This is a genomic window from Pseudomonas sp. Tav-5-1A (genome assembly GCF_055755055.1).
The window spans coordinates 3689403-3707103 of the sequence record NZ_CM146901.1 but is presented as its reverse complement, the minus strand read 5'-3'; the positions used below and the strand labels follow the sequence as shown (position 1 = coordinate 3707103).

Annotated in this window: 19 protein-coding genes; 9 read left to right on the top strand and 10 right to left on the bottom strand. The window is 66.2% G+C overall.

The annotated features are described in order from the left end of the window. Window positions 1–63 precede the first annotated feature (63 nt). Window positions 64–885, bottom strand: coding sequence for an alpha/beta fold hydrolase (locus AC0J42_RS16835; RefSeq protein ID WP_416424705.1), 822 nt, complete (start codon window positions 883–885; stop codon window positions 64–66). A gap of 171 nt (window positions 886–1056) precedes the next feature. Between AC0J42_RS16835 and AC0J42_RS16830 the strand changes: the two genes are divergently transcribed. Next, a complete protein-coding gene (locus AC0J42_RS16830) occupies window positions 1057–1590 on the top strand; it encodes a helix-turn-helix domain-containing protein (RefSeq protein WP_473002564.1) in 534 nt (177 codons plus the stop codon). On the opposite strand, the gene AC0J42_RS16825 is transcribed toward AC0J42_RS16830, so the two are convergent. Both AC0J42_RS16825 and AC0J42_RS16820 read right to left on the bottom strand, forming a co-directional pair. After that, window positions 1580–2947, bottom strand: coding sequence for an alginate export family protein (locus AC0J42_RS16825; protein ID WP_473002562.1), 1368 nt, complete (start codon window positions 2945–2947; stop codon window positions 1580–1582). The two genes, AC0J42_RS16830 and AC0J42_RS16825, sit on opposite strands and share 11 nt — an antisense overlap. Beyond that, complete coding sequence (locus AC0J42_RS16820) at window positions 2944–3816, bottom strand: glyoxalase (protein ID WP_473002560.1); 873 nt, start codon at window positions 3814–3816, stop codon at window positions 2944–2946. Before AC0J42_RS16820 ends, AC0J42_RS16825 begins: the two co-directional genes overlap by 4 nt. Window positions 3817–4360: 544 nt before the next feature. Between AC0J42_RS16820 and AC0J42_RS16815 the strand changes: the two genes are divergently transcribed. After that, window positions 4361–4645, top strand: coding sequence for a DUF6124 family protein (locus tag AC0J42_RS16815; protein ID WP_416424701.1), 285 nt, complete (start codon window positions 4361–4363; stop codon window positions 4643–4645). Window positions 4646–4721: 76 nt separating this feature from the next. Here AC0J42_RS16815 and AC0J42_RS16810 read toward each other — a convergent pair whose 3' ends face one another. Continuing rightward, entirely contained in the window at window positions 4722–4928 is a 207-nt protein-coding gene (locus AC0J42_RS16810) for a hypervirulence associated TUDOR domain-containing protein (protein WP_473002559.1), read from the bottom strand. A gap of 139 nt (window positions 4929–5067) precedes the next feature. Here AC0J42_RS16810 and AC0J42_RS16805 point away from each other — a divergent pair, with 139 nt between their 5' ends. The 6 genes from AC0J42_RS16805 (at window position 5068) to AC0J42_RS16780 (ending at window position 10592) form a co-directional block, all read left to right on the top strand. After that, entirely contained in the window at window positions 5068–5979 is a 912-nt protein-coding gene (locus tag AC0J42_RS16805) for a LysR family transcriptional regulator (RefSeq protein WP_416424699.1), read from the top strand. Between the two features lie 204 nt (window positions 5980–6183). Beyond that, window positions 6184–6594, top strand: coding sequence for a DoxX family protein (locus AC0J42_RS16800; protein WP_473002558.1), 411 nt, complete (start codon window positions 6184–6186; stop codon window positions 6592–6594). A gap of 25 nt (window positions 6595–6619) precedes the next feature. Continuing rightward, window positions 6620–8458 (top strand): amidohydrolase, encoded by a 1839-nt coding sequence (locus AC0J42_RS16795; protein ID WP_473002557.1) that lies wholly within the window; start codon window positions 6620–6622, stop codon window positions 8456–8458. Window positions 8459–8488: 30 nt separating this feature from the next. Beyond that, window positions 8489–9121, top strand: a complete 633-nt coding sequence (gene ycaC, locus AC0J42_RS16790; protein ID WP_027980710.1) for an isochorismate family cysteine hydrolase YcaC — start codon at window positions 8489–8491, stop codon at window positions 9119–9121. 146 nt (window positions 9122–9267) lie between these two features. After that, the gene (locus tag AC0J42_RS16785; RefSeq protein WP_473002555.1) at window positions 9268–10218 is read left to right on the top strand and encodes a GlxA family transcriptional regulator; all 951 of its coding nucleotides are present in this window, start codon (window positions 9268–9270) and stop codon (window positions 10216–10218) included. 119 nt (window positions 10219–10337) lie between these two features. Then, the gene (locus AC0J42_RS16780; RefSeq protein ID WP_473002554.1) at window positions 10338–10592 is read left to right on the top strand and encodes a hypothetical protein; all 255 of its coding nucleotides are present in this window, start codon (window positions 10338–10340) and stop codon (window positions 10590–10592) included. Between the two features lie 15 nt (window positions 10593–10607). Here AC0J42_RS16780 and AC0J42_RS16775 read toward each other — a convergent pair whose 3' ends face one another. Then, on the bottom strand, window positions 10608–10739 hold the full coding sequence (locus AC0J42_RS16775) for a hypothetical protein (RefSeq protein WP_416424694.1): 132 nt from the start codon (window positions 10737–10739) through the stop codon (window positions 10608–10610). Between the two features lie 168 nt (window positions 10740–10907). Between AC0J42_RS16775 and AC0J42_RS16770 the strand changes: the two genes are divergently transcribed. Next, window positions 10908–12083 carry a GGDEF domain-containing protein gene (locus AC0J42_RS16770; RefSeq protein ID WP_473002552.1) on the top strand — a complete coding sequence of 392 codons (1176 nt, stop codon included), beginning with the start codon at window positions 10908–10910 and terminating at the stop codon, window positions 12081–12083. 107 nt (window positions 12084–12190) lie between these two features. Here AC0J42_RS16770 and AC0J42_RS16765 read toward each other — a convergent pair whose 3' ends face one another. The 5 genes from AC0J42_RS16765 to AC0J42_RS16745 all read right to left on the bottom strand — a co-directional run bounded on the left by AC0J42_RS16765 (window position 12191) and on the right by AC0J42_RS16745 (window position 17618). Then, window positions 12191–13153 carry a 2-hydroxyacid dehydrogenase gene (locus tag AC0J42_RS16765; protein ID WP_473002551.1) on the bottom strand — a complete coding sequence of 321 codons (963 nt, stop codon included), beginning with the start codon at window positions 13151–13153 and terminating at the stop codon, window positions 12191–12193. Window positions 13154–13168: 15 nt separating this feature from the next. Further along, window positions 13169–14461, bottom strand: coding sequence for an MFS transporter (locus tag AC0J42_RS16760; protein ID WP_473002549.1), 1293 nt, complete (start codon window positions 14459–14461; stop codon window positions 13169–13171). 52 nt (window positions 14462–14513) lie between these two features. Then, entirely contained in the window at window positions 14514–15458 is a 945-nt protein-coding gene (locus tag AC0J42_RS16755) for a sugar kinase (RefSeq protein WP_473002548.1), read from the bottom strand. Next, window positions 15451–16236, bottom strand: a complete 786-nt coding sequence (locus AC0J42_RS16750; protein ID WP_473002547.1) for a sugar phosphate isomerase/epimerase family protein — start codon at window positions 16234–16236, stop codon at window positions 15451–15453. Before AC0J42_RS16750 ends, AC0J42_RS16755 begins: the two co-directional genes overlap by 8 nt. Before the next feature lie 347 nt (window positions 16237–16583). Continuing rightward, window positions 16584–17618, bottom strand: a complete 1035-nt coding sequence (locus tag AC0J42_RS16745; protein ID WP_473002545.1) for a LacI family DNA-binding transcriptional regulator — start codon at window positions 17616–17618, stop codon at window positions 16584–16586. Window positions 17619–17701 lie beyond the last annotated feature (83 nt).

Sequence of the window (17701 nt, the reverse complement as noted above, 5' to 3'; positions counted from 1 at the left end):
CAAGGTCGGCTCCTACGCCGGACAGGGGTAGGAGCCGACCTTGGTCGCGATGCAGGCGCTGCGTTACCCGCGGGCGAACGCCAGCAGGTCCTGGTTCAGCTGGTCCTTGTGGGTGAAATACACCGCATGCGGGGCGCCGGGGTAGACCTTCAACTGCGCGCCACGCACCAGCTCGGCCGCCGCCTTGCCGGTCACCTCGAAGCTCACCACTGCGTCGCCGTCGCCATGGATGACCAGGGTGGGGATGGTGATGCTGCGCAGGTCAGCGCGGAAGTCGGTCTCGGAGAACGCTGCCACGCAGTCATAGGTGCCCTTGAAACCGGCCTGCAGGGCCAGGAACTGGGTCCAGTCGAGCATCGGCTTGCCGACCTTGTTGGCGGGCTTGTCGCTGCCGGTGAACACCGGGCCGAAGGCGTCGAGGAAGCCTGCGCGGTCGTTGAGCAGGCCAGCACGGATACCGTCGAAAATGGCCGGGTCCATGCCCTCGGGGTGGTCATCGCGGCGGCTCATCAGCGGCGTCACCGCGCTCACCAGCACCGCCTTGGCGATGCGCTGGCTGCCGTGGCGGCCCAGGTAGCGCGCCACTTCGCCGCCGCCCATGGAGAAGCCCACCAGGATGGCGTTGCTGATGTCCAGCTCGTCCAGCAACTGCTCCAGGTCATCGGCAAAGGTGTCGTAGTCGTAGCCGGTCCACGGCTGGCTGGAACGGCCGAAACCACGACGGTCGTGGGCGATGACGCGGAAGCCGTTGGCCGCCAGGAAGTTCATCTGGTAGTCCCACATGTCGGCGTTCAGCGGCCAGCCGTGGCTGAGCACGATCGGTTGCCCGGTGCCCCAATCCTTGTAGTAGAGCTGCGTGCCGTCGGTGGTGGTCAAGTAAGCCATGTGCGAACGCCTCGGTAGGGTATGGAATGGCCAACGCTAACGGGTATGCCGGGGTAATTCCTTGGCCGAACCTTAATCGTTCTTAATTCAGAACATTTAAGGTGGCGGCAAGGACGTTGCGCGTACGCGCGGGGAGACTGGCAGCCTGGACCGTAGAAGGAATTCTTGCCCATGAACGCCCGTACCCACATCCCTGGTGGCCCGCTGGACCCGGTGACCCTCGACCTGCTGTTGACCCTGGCGGCCACCCTGGCCGACGCCGATACGCCGCAGCCCGAAGCCCTGCACCAGCACTCCAGCGCCCTGTGCGCGCACCTGCTGGTGCACTACGGCGACAGCGCCCCCGAGCCCCAGCGCCTGGCGCTGTCGCCCTGGCAGGCGCGGCGCGCCAAGCAGCTGATGCTGGAGCAGCTGGGCGGCAGCCCGTCGATCGCCGACATTGCCAGCGCTTGCTCGCTGTCGCGCAGCCATTTTTCCCGCGCGTTCAAGAAGACCACCGGGCAGTCGCCCCGGGACTGGCTGCAACAGGCGCGGCTGGAGCGGGCCAAAGCGTTGCTGGCCGACAAGGCCCTGTCCATCGCCCAGGTGGGCCTGGACTGCGGCTTTGCCGACCAGTCGCACTTCACCCGGGTGTTCACCCGGGCGACCGGCACCACGCCGTTCGCGTGGCGCCGGGCGCTGCCGCGTCAGGCGCTTACCAACTGAACTTGAGTTCCACGCCCAGGTAGTTGCTGTTATGCCCACCGGCGTCGCGCAGGGTCTGCCCGGCGTCGTAGTGCACCGCTTCCACCGCACCGGCGAGGTTGGCGGTGAAGGCGTAGTCGGTGCGCAGCTGGGCATAGGCGCCAGTCCAGCGCTGGCCGGTGCCGGCGGTGTTGGCTACGGCAATAGTGGGCTGGGTGTACACCGCATCCTCGGTGGTCTGGCGCCACAACAGGCCGATGGCGGTCTGCACGCTCAGGCCCGGTAGCGGCTTGACCGTCAACGATGGCTTGACGTGGATCAGGTTGCTGTAGCCGGTGTAGCCCGCCAAGGTGAAGTAGTAGCCATTGGGGAACAGCGGGTTGAAGGTGCCCACGCGGCCGTCGCCGGGGTGGCTGTCACCCGAGGCAACGTCCAGTTGCAGGCCCAGGCGCGGCGTCCAGGGCGTGCTGGCGAAGGTGTAGCCCACGCGGCTGCCGCCTGCCCAGGCGCGGATGTCCTTGCCGCCCACGCTGCCACCCTGGTACATGCCCTCCAGGTCCCAGTCCACCTGCGCGGCGGTGCCGGCGTAGCGGGCGTCGAGGATGGAACGGTTTTCATGGCCCGACGCGTCCAGGTACTGGGCTTCGTCGCGCTGGTACAGCGCGTAGTAGGCGGACAGTTCCTGGTTGCCGTTGACCAGCCGCTCCACCCGCAGCATGTCGAAGCGCACGGCCTGGCTGGAGGTGTCGTCGAAGTCCTGGTCGTCGCGGTACTGCACCGGGTGGCTGGCGATGCCGATGAAACGCCACTGCGCGGTTTCCCAGTCGGCCCACAGGGCGTCGAACGACTGGCGCACGTTGGGGCCGTCGCGCGAGGAGACGAAACGCTGCAGGTCGAAGGCGAAATCCTGGCGGCCGACGCGGGTCTTCAGGGTGCCGCTGTCGTAGGCGTTGATGTATTCCAGGAACGCCAGGCGCAGGTCCAGGCGGTTCTGGTCGGCGCCGCCCAGGGTGGTCTTGTCGTAGGCGCGCACGTCTTCGAGCTGGGTGAACAGCCGCCAGTGCTCGTTGAAGTGCAGGTCGGCGTGCACCTGGAAGCGCTGCAGCAGGTAGTTGTCGCGCTTCACGCCCTTGGTGCCGAAGCCGTTGGCATCGTTCATTTCCAGGCGTTCGCGCAGGGTGGCCCCCAGGGACAGCCAGGCGCTGTCCCCCAGGGCAATGTACTTGAGGTCATCCAGCGGCTGGGTGCGCAGGGCCGGCGAGGCCAGCGCCGACCAGTCCTCCTGCCAGCGGTTGGCCTTGATGGCGGGGCGCGTGTCGTCGGCGGCAGCCAGCAGCGGCAGCAGCGCCAGCGACAGGCCGACGATTGGCCGCCTCACTGCTTGGCCAGGGCTTGGTGGATTTCAGCCACGTAGCCGCCCGGGAACTGCACCATGGCCGCCTGGCGGCCGTCGCTGCTGGCCGGTTGCACCAGCACGCTGGCGCCGCTGCCGGTGGCCTTCTGCAGGGTGGCGTTGAGGTCGGCGACTTCGTAGCCGGTGGTTTCGTGGCCGTACGGGAAGGGCAGGTGACCGTCGGTGACCAGCACGGTCATGCGGCCGAAGTCCGAGGTGATGCGCACGCGCTCGTAGGTGCCCTTGTCGCGGCCGATCTCGGCGCCCGGGGCGTGCTTGTCGTCCGCCACCACTGTGCCGTGGGAGAAGGTGGTGAAGGCCTTGATGAAGGCAGGGGCGCGGTCGGCTGATACGTACACGCGGTTTTCCGGTACGTACTGGAACGCCGTGTAGTTGGGCGCGGTGTTGTGCCAGTAGAGCTGCATGTTCACGCCGCCCGGCCACTGCACCACGGCGTCGCGGCCGATGGGGTCGGGAAACGGCGCGACAATCACGTCGGCGCCGGCCTGGCGCGCCAGCTTGACGGCCTGGTCCATGTCCTTGACCAGGTAGCCGTTGCGCTCATCGCCGAACGGGTGCGGGATGGGCGTCTTGAAGCCGAACAGCGACACCGTGCCGGACGGCGTCTGCAGCAGCTGCGAGGTGGTGCTACTGGGCGTGGGCGTGACGTCGGCCACCACCTGCGGGGTGCTCTTGCCGCCAAAGGTGGCGGTGAAGCTTTGCACGAAAGCATCGACGTCGGCGGGCGCCACGTACACGTGGCTGGTGTCGTACTGCGGCCCGACCGCAGGGCCGGTGGCGGCCAGCGCCGACAGCGGCGTGGCGATGGCGAGCATGAGCAGGGTATGACGCATGACAAACTCCAGAGAGGGGTAAGCGGATGGCGTCAGGGTGGCGGGTGGGGTAGATGAATAATTGAATGGGTGTGCTTTTGTGGCGCTGCAACCTGTAGCAGCGGCCCCAGGCCGCGTCCGATACGTTGTTGTGGGAGCTGGCTTGCCAGCGAGCTGTTGAGGCCCTAAAAACTCGCTGGCAAGCCAGCTCCCACAAAGACAGTTTCTGCTACGGAAATCCGTGTTTGGTTACTAAAAAATCGTAGGAAATGCCCTACAACTTCAGCGATAATCGTCCTACAGCTCGAAAAATGGCGCTTGCCGTGCTGGGTTTGAGTGGCTAATCTCGCTCCGCCGTTGCTTATCAGCGGTCGGGTTTAGTAGCCCGTCAATCCAGTTTTTCACGCTGCCAGCCTGCGGTTGCAGGCCTTTTCATGGCGGCTGTGCACAGGGCACTTCGGTGCGCTGGGTCCCTGGGTTCCCGGTCTACTAACCTGTCGTCACAGCCGCCACCCTTCGTTTAGTAGCGAAGGCTGCCGGCTCCCAGCAACCCAGGAGCTGTACCATGACCCCAGTTACCCCCGACCCACCCGACCTCACCACCGCCTTCCACCCCTTTGCCCCCAGCGAGGGCGAAATGCCCATTCTCGCCGTGCGCGAAGGCATGCCCCTGGAAGAGGTGCTCATCCACGCCTCCGGCTACCTCCGCAGCGCCAGCGCAGGCGCCGCCGAAATGGTCGAGAACTGCCCACAGCACCTGCGCCCCTTGGCACGCAACATCGAGCACCTGGCGGAAATCGCCCGGGCGCTGGTTGAGGCCTCGATAACCGGCTTGCCAAAACAACCCTGACCCGTAGCAGCTGCCGCAGGCTGCGTCCGAAGCCGACGCGTACGATGTGGGGCCGGGACGCGGCCTTCGGCCGCTGCTACAGGGGGTGTAGGGCTTGGGCGTGGTGCATGGCCAGGTGGCCGGTCTTGTCGCTTTTGACTTCGTATTGCGGTTCGTCCTTGGAGGCGGGGCGGTGTTTGCCCATGAACTCCACGTCGCGAACGTGCACTTTGACCACCTTGCCGTGAATTTCACCGGCTTCGGCGTTCCAGCGTACGGCGTCGCCTGCCTTGAATGCTTTCATCGTCTGTTCTCCAGATACTGCTGGGCCTGGTTATATGACCCCTCGGGCACGCGAATAGCACAATCATTCAAAACGCCGGCCCGCAGTTATGCTTCACTATCGGGTCGCCCACCCCCAGCCCGTCAGGAGCCCTCCGCCCATGAACCGCAACGACCTGCGCCACGTCGACATGAACCTGCTGGTGCTGTTCGAAGCCTTGATGTTCGAACGCAACCTGACGCGCGTGGCCGAAAAGCATTTCATTGGCCAGCCGGCGGTGAGCGCCGCGTTGGGTCGGCTGCGGGACCTGTTCGATGACCCGCTGCTGATTCGCAACGGCCGCAGCATGGAGCCGACGCTGCGCGCGCTGGCGATTCTGGAAGAGTTGCGGCCGGCGCTGGACACCATTTCCGGCGCGGTCAGCCGTGCCAAGGATTTCGACCCCAGCACCAGCTGCGCCACCTTCCGCATCGGCCTGTCGGACGACGCCGAGTTTGGCCTGTTCCCGCCGTTGCTGGCGCAGCTGCGCGAAGAGGCGCCGGGGATCATTATTGTCGTGCGCCGGGCCAATTACCTGCTGCTGCCGGCCATGCTCGCCAGCGGCGAAATCTCGGTGGGGGTGAGCTACACCACCGACCTGCCGGCCAACGCCAAGCGCCGCAAGCTGCGCGATATCGGCTGCAAGGTGCTGCGTGGCGACAGCGCGCCAGGGCCCTTGACCCTGGACGATTACTGCCAGCGGCCCCACGCCATGGTGTCGTTCTCGGGCGACCTGAGCGGCAACATCGACATGGACTTGGCCAAGGTGGGGCGCAGCCGCCGGGTGGTGCTGGGGGTGCCGCAGTTCCATGGCCTGCGGGCGCTGCTCAAAGGCAGCGACCTGATTGCCACGGTGCCTGACTACGCCGCCTGCGCGCTGGTGGAAGACGGCGTGCTGCGCGCCGACGAACCGCCGTTCCCGATCGTGCCGGCGGAGCTGTCGATGGTGTGGAGCGGGGTGCACGACAACGACCCTGCCGAGCGCTGGTTGCGCGCCCACATCAGCCGAGTAATGGCGGCGCCGTTGCCATGAAGCACCCCGTACCGTAGCCGCTGCCGAAGGCTGCGCTGGCAGGTATGAACCCAGGAAATCTCCAGTGGGGCACGGGGCCAGCGCAGCCTGGCGGCAGCGGCTACGCGAAGGGCACACCCGTTCAAAACACAGCACGTCCGTGCAATCGGTCCGGCGGCAGGGCGCTCACTATAGGCGCTCCTGATCACCCGCCAAGGACCCTCGATGAGCCAGCGCCGCCATGACCCCACCGACCTTGCACTGCTGTGGCTGCGCGTGTGCGCCGCGGTGTTTTTGCTCAAGGTGCATGGCCTGCCCAAGCTGCTCGACTTCCACGCGCAACTGCAGCTGATCGAAGACCCGTTCCACCTGGGCGCCGTGCCCACCCTGTGCCTGGCCATTTTCGCCGAGGTGCTGTGCCCGCTGCTGATCATTGCCGGCGTGCTGACCCGCCTGGCCTGCCTGCCGGTGCTGGCGGTGCTGCTGGTGGCGCTGGTGTTCGTGCACCCCGAATGGACCCTTGAACAGGGCCAGTTCGCCTGGCTGCTGCTGATTCTGTTTACCACGATTCTGATTGGCGGCCCCGGCCGGCTGGCGCTGGGCCTGCGCCTGCCCGCACCGCTGCGCTACGCCTGATTTTTCTTCCTTTCCAGGAGCTGCAATGAACGCCGAGCTGATTCTTCTCAATGGCAAGTTCCACACCGTCGACCGCCAGAACCCCACGGCCAGCGCCGTGGCCATCAAGGACGGGCGCTTCGTGGCCGTGGGCAGCGACGCCCAGGCCATGGCCTTCCGCGGCGCGGGCACCCAGGTCATCGACCTTAAAGGCCGCACCGTCATTCCGGGCCTCAACGACTCGCACCTGCACCTGATTCGCGGCGGCCTGAACTACAACCTGGAACTGCGCTGGGAAGGCGTGCCGTCGGTGGCCGACGCCCTGCGCATGCTCAAGGAGCAGGCCGACCGCACGCCCACGCCGCAATGGGTGCGTGTGGTGGGCGGCTGGAACGAATTCCAGTTCGCTGAAAAACGCATGCCCACCCTGCAGGAGCTGAACCAGGCCGCGCCCGACACCCCGGTGTTCGTGCTGCACCTGTACGACCGCGCCTTGCTCAACCGCGCGGCCCTGCGCGTGGTGGGCTACACCCGCGACACGCCGAACCCGCCCGGTGGCGAGATCCAGCGCGACGCCAACGGCGACCCTACCGGCATGCTGATTGCCCGGCCCAACGCCATGATCCTCTACGCCACCCTGGCCAAGGGGCCGAAGCTGCCGCTGGAATACCAGGTGAACTCCACCCGCCAGTTCATGCGCGAGCTGAACCGCCTGGGCCTGACCAGCGTGATCGACGCCGGCGGCGGTTTCCAGAACTACCCCGATGACTACCAGGTGATCGAGCAACTGGCCAAGGACGACCAGCTAACCGTGCGCATCGCCTACAACCTGTTCACCCAGAAGCCCAAGGAAGAGCTCACCGACTTCAAGAACTGGACCTCCAGCGTCAAGCTGCACCAGGGCGACGACTACCTGCGCCACAACGGCGCCGGCGAGATGCTGGTGTTCTCCGCCGCCGACTTCGAGGACTTCCTGGAGCCGCGCCCGGACCTGCCGCAAACCATGGAAGAAGAGCTGGAACCGGTGGTGCGCCACCTGGTGGAACAGCGCTGGCCGTTCCGCCTGCACGCCACCTATGACGAGTCGATCTCGCGCATGCTCGACGTTTTCGAGAAGGTCAACCGCGACATCCCGTTCAACGGCCTGCCGTGGTTCTTCGACCACGCCGAGACCATCTCGCCGAAGAACATCGAGCGGGTGCGCGCCCTCAACGGCGGCATCGCCATTCAGGACCGCATGGCGTTCCAGGGCGAGTATTTCGTCGACCGCTATGGCCAGCAGGCCGCCGAAGCCACGCCACCGATCAAGCGCATGCTGGCCGAGGGCGTGCCGGTGGGCGCCGGCACCGATGCCACGCGGGTGTCCAGCTACAATCCTTGGACTTCGCTGTACTGGATGGTCAGCGGCCGCACCGTCGGCGGCCTGGCCTTGCAGCCTGAGGGCCTGCCACGTGAGACCGCGCTGGAGCTGTTCACCCACGGCAGCGCCTGGTTCTCGTCCGAACAGGGCAACAAGGGCCAGATCAAGATCGGCCAGCTGGCCGACCTGGCGGCGCTGTCGGCCGACTTCTTCGCGGTAGAAGAGGAGGCGATCAAATGGCTGGAGTCGGTGCTGACCGTGGTCGGCGGCAAGGTCGTGCACGCCGACGCCGAATTCTGCGACCTGGCGCCACCGCGCCTGCCAGTGGTGCCCGAGTGGTCGCCGGTGGTCAAGGTGCCGGGCCACTGGCGCCCGCAAGCACCCATGGCGCAACAGGTGCACCACTGCAGCGGCCCGTGCGCGGTGCACGCCCATGGCCACGACCGGGCGCGCCAGTCCAACGCGCCAATCAGCGACTTCCAGGGCTTCTGGGGTGCGCTGGGCTGTTCCTGCTTCTCGTTCTGAATCCGTCAAACCACACGTTAGGAGTTCGTCATGAGCAACGCCCCTGTCTACAACCGCCTGAACAAAGATGACGCGGTAGTACTGCTGGTCGACCACCAGACCGGCCTGATCTCGTTGGTGCAGGATTTCTCGCCCAACGAGTTCAAGAACAACGTGCTGGCCCTGGCCGACTGCGCCAAGTTCTTCAACCTGCCGACCATCCTCACCACCAGCTTCGAAAACGGCCCCAACGGCCCGCTGGTGCCCGAGCTGAAAGAGATGTTCCCGGACGCGCCGTACATCCCGCGCCCTGGCCAGATCAACGCCTGGGACAACGCCGACTTCGTCCAGGCCATCAAGGCCACCGGCCGCAAGCAGCTGATCATCGCCGGTGTGGTGACTGACGTGTGCGTGGCGTTCCCGACCCTGTCGGCACTGGCCGAAGGCTTTGACGTGTTCGTGGTGACCGACGCCTCGGGTACCTTCAACGACACCGTGCAACAGGCCGCCTGGGCACGCATGAGCGCCGCCGGTGCGCAGCTGATGAACTGGTTCGCCGTGGCCTGCGAGCTGCACCGCGACTGGCGCAACGACATCGAAGGCCTGGGCAACCTGCTGTCCCAGCGCCTGCCCAACTACCGCAACCTGATGAACAGCTACGTGGCGCTGACCGCCAAGAAGTAACACAAAACCCGTAGCAGCGGCCCCTAGGCCGCGTCCCAGCCCCCACCTGGGACGCGGCCTGCGGCCGCTGCTACAGGGTTGCGCTTGCCATTATCGCTGGACAGGGTACTGTCGCCTGCTTGAGCACAGGCAATTGGCCCCTGGACATGAAACACGTTGCAATCGCGCTGTACCCCGACTTCCTGCTGCTGGACATGGCCGGCCCGGTGGAGGTGTTCTCCATCGCCAACCGCTACCTGGCGCCTTGCCAGCACTACCGCATTTCCACCTTCGCCACCCAGCAGCGCAGCGTGCGCTCGTCCAGTGGCATCACCGTACAGGCCGACCACCTGGTCGAGCAGGCCTGCGCCGACGTCGACCTGCTGCTGGTGCCCGGCGGCCCCGGCGCCTACAACGCTCAGCACCCCGAACTGGTGGCCTGGCTGCGCGCCGCCGCACAGACGGTGCAGGGCTATGGCTCGATCTGCACCGGCGCGTTCATTCTCGGCCACGCCGGCCTGCTCGACGACCACCGCGTCACCACCCACTGGCACTACACCGAACGGCTGATCAAGGCCTTCCCCAAGGCGCAGGTGGGCACCGAGGACATCTACATCCACGACCGCAAGCTGATCTCCTCCGGCGGGGTGACCGCGGGCATCGACCTGGCGTTGTCGGTGGTGGCCCATGACCACGGGCGCAAGGTGGCGCTGGACGTGGCCAAGGTGCTGCTGGTGCTGATGCGTCGCCAGGGCGACCAGGCGCAGTTCAGCCCGTTGGTGGCCGAGGTGGCCGCCCAGGACTCGCCGGTGACCCGCGTGCAGCACTACATCCTCGACCACCTGGAGCAGCCGCTGACCCTCGAACGCCTGGCCGAGGCGGCCGCGTTGAGCCCGCGCCACCTGAGCCGGGTGTTCACCCGCGACGTGGGCATGACGCCCATGGCGTTCATCCAGAACGCGCGCATCGACCGTGCGCGCAACCTGCTGGAAAGCACCGAGTTGCCCCTCAAGACTGTGGCGTTCAAGAGCGGCTTTGGCAGCGTGCGGCACATGCGCCTGCTGTTCAGCGAGCGGTTGGGGCGCAGCCCGGCGGAGTACCGCGCGCAGTTCAACTAACACTCGGATGGCCGGATAGGGCACCCGAATGACCGTCCTGCGCCCCTTGTCGTCGTACCACTGTCGGCAATGCCTGCCAAGATACTACCCAACCAGTACACAACGCGCGGGAGGCGGGCATGGGCGACATGGGGGTAATGGATGAGATCGCGCAGGCGCTGCGCGACAGCATGAGCCCCAGTGACCGGCTGGCCGGCTGGACCTTCCGCTGGACGGTACAGGATGGGCGCATCACCTGCAGCCAGTGCCAGGCGTCGCAGTCGGCGAACCACCCGTGCGAGGCATTCAACCATCGACCCGGGTGCGGGGCGCGCCGCGAGCAGGGCCCGTGGCAGGAGTTGGCGGGGTTGTTGGGGCGGTTGGCGGGGCAATGAACCCCGCCCAATGGCTCACGCCTCGCGCTGTTCGCGGGCCTGGCGCTCGGCCTTTTCCTTGCGGTGGTTTTTCAGGTCCAGGCGCGCGCCCCAGGCCATCACGGCGACGCCGATGAGCAGTAGCAGGACAAGTTGGCTGGTCGGCATGTGAATCTCCCTTGGAAAAGATCCCATTGGAACCCGTGGCCTGCGCTAAAACCAAACAGTTCACGGTTACATAATGTTTCGGCGTGCCCCGCGCCGGTGCAACTGGACGCCCGGGTACTGGCGCTCTTACACTGCGCCAGCCCCCCTTGGTAGCCACAGGCGCACGCCATGACCATGCCCGAACAGCCCGCGCGCCGGCGTTTCCGTGATTCCGTCCAGCCCATTCCGGCGCACCTGCGCCCGGCGTTCGAAGCCTACGTGCTGGAGCATTACCGCAGCTTTCTGCTAGCCATCAACCTGATCGCCGCTGGCGCCTATTATTCCTACGTGTTCGCCGACGCTATCCTGATCCCGGACATGGCCTGGGCCTCGGTGGTCACGCGCACCACGCTGGTGGCGGTGGGCCTGGTGAACATCTTCCTGGTGTTCCGTTTCAGCCGGAACCTGTTGCTGCTCGACCTGCTGATGCCGGTGCACGACCTGATCTGCGCGGTGGCCTGGTTCGAGCTGCTCAAGCGCAGCCATTCTCCCGACGTGCCGACGTTCCTGTATGCCTCGGTGATCTTCGTGCTGCTGTGCAACCTGGGCGTGCGCGTGTCGTTCAAGGGCACGCTGTGGATTTCCCTGGCCATCAGCGCGGTGGTGGTGGGCAACGTGGCCCTGCTGCACCCCGGCGACCCCAAGGCGCTGCTGGTGTTCGTGGTGGTGTACCTGCCGGTGTTGCTGTTTAGCCTGTTCATTGCCTGGACCAACATCACCAGCGTGCGCCGGGCCTTCCTGGCCGACCAGGAAGAGCGCTGGCAGCAGGCGCAACTCTACGACCTCAACCAGCGCCTGCAGGCCCTGGCCATCACCGACGCGCTGACGCGGGTGGGCAACCGCCGTGCCTTCGACCAGCACCTGAGCGAACGCTGGGCGCTGATGGAACAGGTGGGGCAACGGTTCGGGTTGCTGCTGGTGGACATCGACTATTTCAAGCCCTTCAACGACCACTACGGCCACCAGGCCGGCGACCGCTGCCTGGCAGAAGTGGCGCGGGTGATGGCGGCGAGCGTGGGGCAGGGGCAGCTGTTCCGCTATGGCGGCGAGGAGTTCGCGATTCTGCTGCCGCTGGAAGGGCAGCCGCAGTTGCTGCTGGCTGCCGAGCGACTGGCCAATGAGGTGCGGGGCTTGAAGATACTGCACCAGCATCGGCCTGACGGCCATGGGGTGCTGACGGTGAGCATCGGCGCGGCGCTGAGCGAGAATCCCGAGGCGGTGCAGCCCCAGGATCTGTTCGCGTTGTGTGACCGGTTGCTGTATCAGGCCAAGCAAGAGGGGCGTAACCGCTGCGCAGTGGCCTGATGACGCGGAGCTTTTGTGGGAGCTGGCTTGCCAGCGAGCTGTTGAGGCCCTAAAAGATCGCTGGCAAGCCAGCTCCCACAAAAAGCAGTCCCTGCTAACCGCGTCCCTTACGGATTAACCCAATTTTGCGGCCGCTCCCCGTTCAACGCCGCCAGCAGATTATCCACCGCACACCGCGCCATCGCCTCCCGCGTCTCATGGGTAGCCGAACCGATATGCGGGGTAGCCACCACGTTGTCCAGTTGCAGCAGCGGCGAATTCGGGTCCACCGGCTCGCGCTCGAACACGTCCAGGCCGGCGGCGCGGATCTGGCCGGTTTGCAGGGCGTGGATCATGGCCTGCTCATCCACCACCTTGCCGCGCGAGATGTTGACGAAGATGCTGTCGGGCCCCATCAGCTCGAACTCGCGGGCGCCGATCAGGCCCGTGGTCTCGGCGGTCAGCGGCAGGGTCAGGCAGATGAAGTCGGCCTCGCGCAGCAGCTCGTCGAGGCTGCAATGGCGGGCGCCGAAGCGCTGGTCCACGGCGGGCTTGGGCGAGTGGCTGTGGTAGATCACCGGCATGTTGAAACCGAAGTGCCCGCGCTGGGCCAACGCCTCGCCGATCCGGCCCATGCCAACGATGCCCAGGGTCTTGCCGTGCACGTCGGTGCCGAACTGCCTGGGGCCGACGCTGGCGGCCCACTGGCCGTTGCGCACCACGCTGGCCAGTTCCACCACACGGCGGGCGGTGGCCAGTATCAGCGCAAAGCCGGTGTCGGCGGTGGTCTCGGTGAGCACGTCGGGGGTATTGGTGAGCTTCACACCACGGCGGCTGAGGTCGGCGATGTCGTAGTTGTCGACGCCCACAGATACGCTGGAGACGGCTTCGAGATTGGGCGCCAGGTCCAGCAAGGCAGCGTCCAGTTTCAGGCTGGCGCCCAGCAGGCCGTGGGCCTGGGGCAGGGCTTCGCGCAGGCGCGCCAGGCCGTCGCTGGCCGGGTCTTCGATGTAGGTCACGTCCACCTGGTCGCCGAGGCGGGCGAGCAGGGCGGGGGACAGTTTCTTGTACAGCACCACGTGCTTTTTCATCAGGAACTCTCGACGTCAGGAATGGTGGGCAGTGAGGGGGCGGGTGCGCGCCGCGACTTTGTCGCAGCCGCCGGGGGCCAGCAATATCGTCAGCAGCGCCGACAGCACCAGCGCGCCGCTCATCAGCAGGTACGAGGCACCGGGGTTGCCGGTCTCGCTGTTGAGGTAGCCCACAAGGTAGGAACCGGCGAACGAGCCCAGGGCGCCCATGCTGTTGATCAGCGCCATGGCGCCGCCGGCGACGTTGGCGGGCAGCACCTCGGGGACGATGGCGAAGAACGGCCCGTACGGCGCATACATGCAGGCGCCGGCCAGCACCAGCAGGCCGTAGGACCACCAGAAGTGCTCGCTGCCCAGGGCATAGGAGCCATAGAACGCCAGGGCCGCCAGCAGCAGCGGCGGCCACACGAAGCGCTTGCGCCGCTGGATGCGGTCCGAGCCCCAGCTCACCGCCAGCATGGCGATGACCGCGGCCAGGTACGGCAGCGCCGACAGCCAGCCGGCCTCGACCATGTCCATTTCCTGGCCCTGCTTGAGGATAGACGGCAGCCACAGCACGAAGCCGTACACACCAATGCTCCAGCAGAAGAACTGCACCGAAAGGATGATGACCTTGGGTGAGCGGAACGCCTCGGCGTAGTTTTTTACGGGCTTGATGCCTTGCTGCTCGGCGGCCAGGGTCTGCTGCAGGTCCTGCTTCTGCTGGCCGCTGAGCCAGGTGGCGTCGGCCGGTTTTTCATCGGCCAGGCGCCACCAGATGAACGCCCAGGCGATGGCCGGCAGGCCTTCGACGATAAACATCCAGCGCCAACTGTAGTGCTGCACCAGGTAGCCGGACACCACCGACATCCACAGCATGGTCACCGGGTTGCCGAGGATCAGGAAGGTGTTGGCGCGCGAGCGTTCGGCGCGGGTGAACCAGTAACACAGGTACACCAGCATGGCCGGCATCACCACGGCCTCGACCACGCCGAGCATGAAGCGGATTGCAATCAGCCAATAGGCGTTTTCCACCATGCCGGTGAGGCTGGCCAGGGCGCCCCAGGCGATCAGGCTGGCGAAGATCAACTTCTTCACGCTGCGCTTTTCTGCGTAGATGGCCCCAGGCACCTGGAAGAAGAAATAGCCGAGGAAGAACAGCGCGCCCAGCAGGGACGACAGCCCCGGCGTCATGGCCAGGTCCTTGGCCATGCCGGAGGCAGCGGCAAAGCCATAGTTGGCCCGGTCCAGGTAGGCCAGGCTGTAGGTGATGAACACGATGGGCATGATCACCCACCAACGGCGCGGCGCCAGTTTCAGCGGTTGCATGGCAAGGCTCCTGAGCATTTTGTTGTTGTCGCAACAGGGTTGTTCGAGTGGATCAGGCGCGGCGCAGGGCCGCGGCTTCCAGCAATTGGTCGCGGCTGGGCAGGCCCTCCATGTCGCCCTGGCTTTGCACGGCGCGGCTGCCGATCCAGTTGCCGCGGTCGGTGGCCTGCTCGAGGGGCAGGCCTTCCAGCAGCGCGCTGATCACGCCCACCGCGAAGCCGTCGCCGGCGCCCACGGTGTCCACCACCTTGGCCACCTTGTGCGCGGCCACGAAGCCTTCGCCCAGGGCAGTGCGGTAATAGGCGCCTTCCGCGCCCAGCTTGATGGCCACCGCTTCCGCGCCGTGGTCCAGGTAGAACGCGGCGATGTCACCCGGGGTTTCATAGCCGGTCAGCAGGCGCCCTTCGGCCAGGCCCGGCAACACCCAGTCGGCATGACTGGCCAGGGCGTTGACCTCGCTGATCATGCGCGTCTGGCTGGGCCACAACGACGGCCGCAGGTTGGGGTCGAACGACACGCTGCGGCCGGCACCGCGCATGGTCTGCATCAGGTGGCTGGACAGCTCCTGGGCGCTGGCCGACAACGCCGGCGGGATACCGGTGGCGTGCAGGTGGCGGGCGCCGAGCAGGTCATCGTTGAGGTCGGCGATGCTGAGGTGGCTGGCGGCAGAGCCGCGGCGGAAATACTCCACCACCGGGTCCTGGCCGTCGTCCTCGCGGGACTTGAACTGGAAACCGGTGGGGTGCGCATTGTCCACGGCCACGTGGCGGCAGTCCAGGCCTTCGCGCTGCAGGGTGTCGACCACGAAGCGGCCCAGGGAGTCATTGCCCACGCGGCTCAGCCAGCTGACCTTGAAACCCAGGCGCGACAGGCCGATGGCAACGTTGCTGTCGGCGCCGGCAATGCGCTTGTGGAAGTGCGAGACGGCGGCCAGGTCGCCGGTCTGTTCGGCCACCAGCATGGCCATGGTTTCACCAAAACACAGGATATCAGCCATGGGCGACGCTCCCTGCCTGCGGTTGGCCCAAGTGGGCGAGGGTGGCCACGTGGCCACGGGTTACCTGCAGTAGATCCTCGCCTTGCAGCGGAAATTCCGCAGCGCGCATCACCCCGGGGGTCATGCGCCGCAACAATTGCTCCCACAGCTCCAGGTCACGCGGGTGCGGCGGTATGGCCACCAGCTTGCCGGCGCTGGTGCGCTCCACGGCCTTGCAGTGCACGTACTCCACGTACTGCGCCAGCTGCACGGCGGCGCTGAACACCGATTGGTCCTGCCACTGCCAGTTGCCGATGTCGAAGGTCATGCCCACCGGCACCATATGCTCGCGGGCGCGGGTGAAGAAACGCGCCAGCGGGTCGATGCGCCCGCCCTGGGTGGTCTGGTCGTTCTCCACCAGCAGGCGCACCGGCTGGTCGGCCAGCAGTTGCTTGAGGGCAGTGAAGTCGTTGTGCGGGGCGAAGAAGCCCAGCGACACCTTCAGCCACTTCGAGCCGCAGGCCGCGGCGTTGGCCAGGGCGGTGACCAGCGCCGGGTCCGGCTCGGTGCGGCCTGCCTGCCACAGCTCCATGGGGCACGAATACACGCTGGCAAGGCCCTGGGCTTCGGCGGCCTGGCGCAACTGGTCGGCTTCGAGGGTGGTGAACAGTTCTTCACGCCATTCGATGACGTTGGCGCCGGCCTGCTTGAGCAGGGCGGCGAAGGGCACCTGGCCCTGTTCGCGAACCAGGGTGGCGCCGTAGCTGGACAGGCTGATGGACACGGGGTAGAGATTCATTGTTATTGGGCCTCTGAAACCGGTTACATTTCAATCAATAAAAAGGTATGCGGAAGACCCCGGCGTGGGGCCGGTGGTTCAGTTTTTCGTGGGAATTGGCGCGATATTGAAAATAAAGAGACGGCACATGGCCTGGTTTCCTTCTTTGATATTGTTGTTGTTTTAGCAGCACTGAAATCGGTTTCAGTGGTGATTAGAAAACACCTTCCACGCGCGCACGTCAAGCCCCTGCGCGCCGCCGCGCACGCTGCAATACGCCTGGGGGCTGGGACGCGGCCTGCGGCCGCTGCTACGAAGGGGAGGCACACGCGATCGCGTAGCAGCTGCCGTCAGGCGGCGTTTGGCCGTTACGCGGTCGGGACTTGCTTTTGCGGGGTAGAACCGCGCACCACCAGCTCGGCGGCGAAATCAAAGCGCTGCGCCGGCCCCGCATCGCCGCGCAACCGCTCCAGCAGACACTCGAACGCACGCACGCCAATGGCATGGGTGGGCTGCGCCAGGGCAGTGATACCGCTGCCCACCAGCGGGTACCAGTCCAGGTCGTCCAGGGCAATCAGGCCGACGTCGTCGAACAGGTTGCAGCCCAGCGTGCGCAACGCCTGGGCGGCGGCCAGCGCTGCCAGGCCGTTGGCACAGAACAGCGCCTTGGGGCCGTGGTCGTTGCTGGCAAGAAACTCGCGCAGGCGGACTTCAAGCGCTTCGCCGGTCTGCAGCCTGGAGCCACGCAGTTGCTTGTCCTGCGCCACCAGCGCATCGAACGCGCTGATACGCTCGTTGCGCGAGCTGGTGCCGTCCTGGGGCTCGCTGACCAACGCCAGGTCGCGGTAGCCGCGGGCCTTCAGGTGCACCAGGCCCATGCGCATGGCGCCAGCGTTGTCCAGGCCGGTCATGTCGCTGTGGAAGTCTTCCAGCTTGCGGTCCACCAGCACCATGGGCAGCTCGCTCTGCAGTTCGCGCAGCTCGTCCATGTGCTTGCCCAGGGTGTTCACGATCAGCCCCTCGATGTTGTAGCTGCGCAGCGCCTGCAGCTGCTGCAGTTCCTGTTCGCCATCGCGGTCGGTGTTGCACACCACCAGGCTGTAGCCATGGCGGCGGCAGGCGGTTTCCACGCCGTGCATCACGGCGATGGAGTAGGGGTTGCGGATGTCGGCCATGAGCATGCCGATCAGGCGCGTGCGCCCACGCTTGAGGCCCCGCGCCATCTGGTTCGGGCGGTAGCCCAACTCGCCGATGGCTTTTTCGATGCGCAGGGCGATAGCGTCCGAGAGCAGGGCTTTGTCGTCGCCGATGAAGCGCGACACGCTGGCTTTCGACACCCCGGCGCGGCGGGCAACGTCGAGCATGGTGACGCGGTGGCGGGGCGGGGTGGTGGGGCTGCTCACGGGCCTGTGGTCCTTGTTGACATTGTTTTTCGCCAGGCGGCGGGGTGGGCTGGGATCGGTTTCAGCCTGTGGCAGTGACCATC

Bases quoted from the DNA above. Each gene is read 5' to 3' on its own strand.
- AC0J42_RS16835 (WP_416424705.1), bottom strand. From the start codon at position 885: ATGGCTTACTTGACCACCACCGACGGCACGCAGCTCTACTACAAGGAT.
- AC0J42_RS16830 (WP_473002564.1), top strand. From the start codon at position 1,057: ATGAACGCCCGTACCCACATCCCTGGTGGCCCGCTGGACCCGGTGACC.
- AC0J42_RS16820 (WP_473002560.1), bottom strand. From the start codon at position 3,816: ATGCGTCATACCCTGCTCATGCTCGCCATCGCCACGCCGCTGTCGGCG.
- AC0J42_RS16815 (WP_416424701.1), top strand. From the start codon at position 4,361: ATGACCCCAGTTACCCCCGACCCACCCGACCTCACCACCGCCTTCCAC.
- AC0J42_RS16810 (WP_473002559.1), bottom strand. From the start codon at position 4,928: ATGAAAGCATTCAAGGCAGGCGACGCCGTACGCTGGAACGCCGAAGCC.
- AC0J42_RS16805 (WP_416424699.1), top strand. From the start codon at position 5,068: ATGAACCGCAACGACCTGCGCCACGTCGACATGAACCTGCTGGTGCTG.
- AC0J42_RS16800 (WP_473002558.1), top strand. From the start codon at position 6,184: ATGAGCCAGCGCCGCCATGACCCCACCGACCTTGCACTGCTGTGGCTG.
- AC0J42_RS16795 (WP_473002557.1), top strand. From the start codon at position 6,620: ATGAACGCCGAGCTGATTCTTCTCAATGGCAAGTTCCACACCGTCGAC.
- ycaC (WP_027980710.1), top strand. From the start codon at position 8,489: ATGAGCAACGCCCCTGTCTACAACCGCCTGAACAAAGATGACGCGGTA.
- AC0J42_RS16785 (WP_473002555.1), top strand. From the start codon at position 9,268: ATGAAACACGTTGCAATCGCGCTGTACCCCGACTTCCTGCTGCTGGAC.
- AC0J42_RS16780 (WP_473002554.1), top strand. From the start codon at position 10,338: ATGGGCGACATGGGGGTAATGGATGAGATCGCGCAGGCGCTGCGCGAC.
- AC0J42_RS16775 (WP_416424694.1), bottom strand. From the start codon at position 10,739: ATGCCGACCAGCCAACTTGTCCTGCTACTGCTCATCGGCGTCGCCGTG.
- AC0J42_RS16770 (WP_473002552.1), top strand. From the start codon at position 10,908: ATGACCATGCCCGAACAGCCCGCGCGCCGGCGTTTCCGTGATTCCGTC.
- AC0J42_RS16765 (WP_473002551.1), bottom strand. From the start codon at position 13,153: ATGAAAAAGCACGTGGTGCTGTACAAGAAACTGTCCCCCGCCCTGCTC.
- AC0J42_RS16760 (WP_473002549.1), bottom strand. From the start codon at position 14,461: ATGCAACCGCTGAAACTGGCGCCGCGCCGTTGGTGGGTGATCATGCCC.
- AC0J42_RS16755 (WP_473002548.1), bottom strand. From the start codon at position 15,458: ATGGCTGATATCCTGTGTTTTGGTGAAACCATGGCCATGCTGGTGGCC.
- AC0J42_RS16750 (WP_473002547.1), bottom strand. From the start codon at position 16,236: ATGAATCTCTACCCCGTGTCCATCAGCCTGTCCAGCTACGGCGCCACC.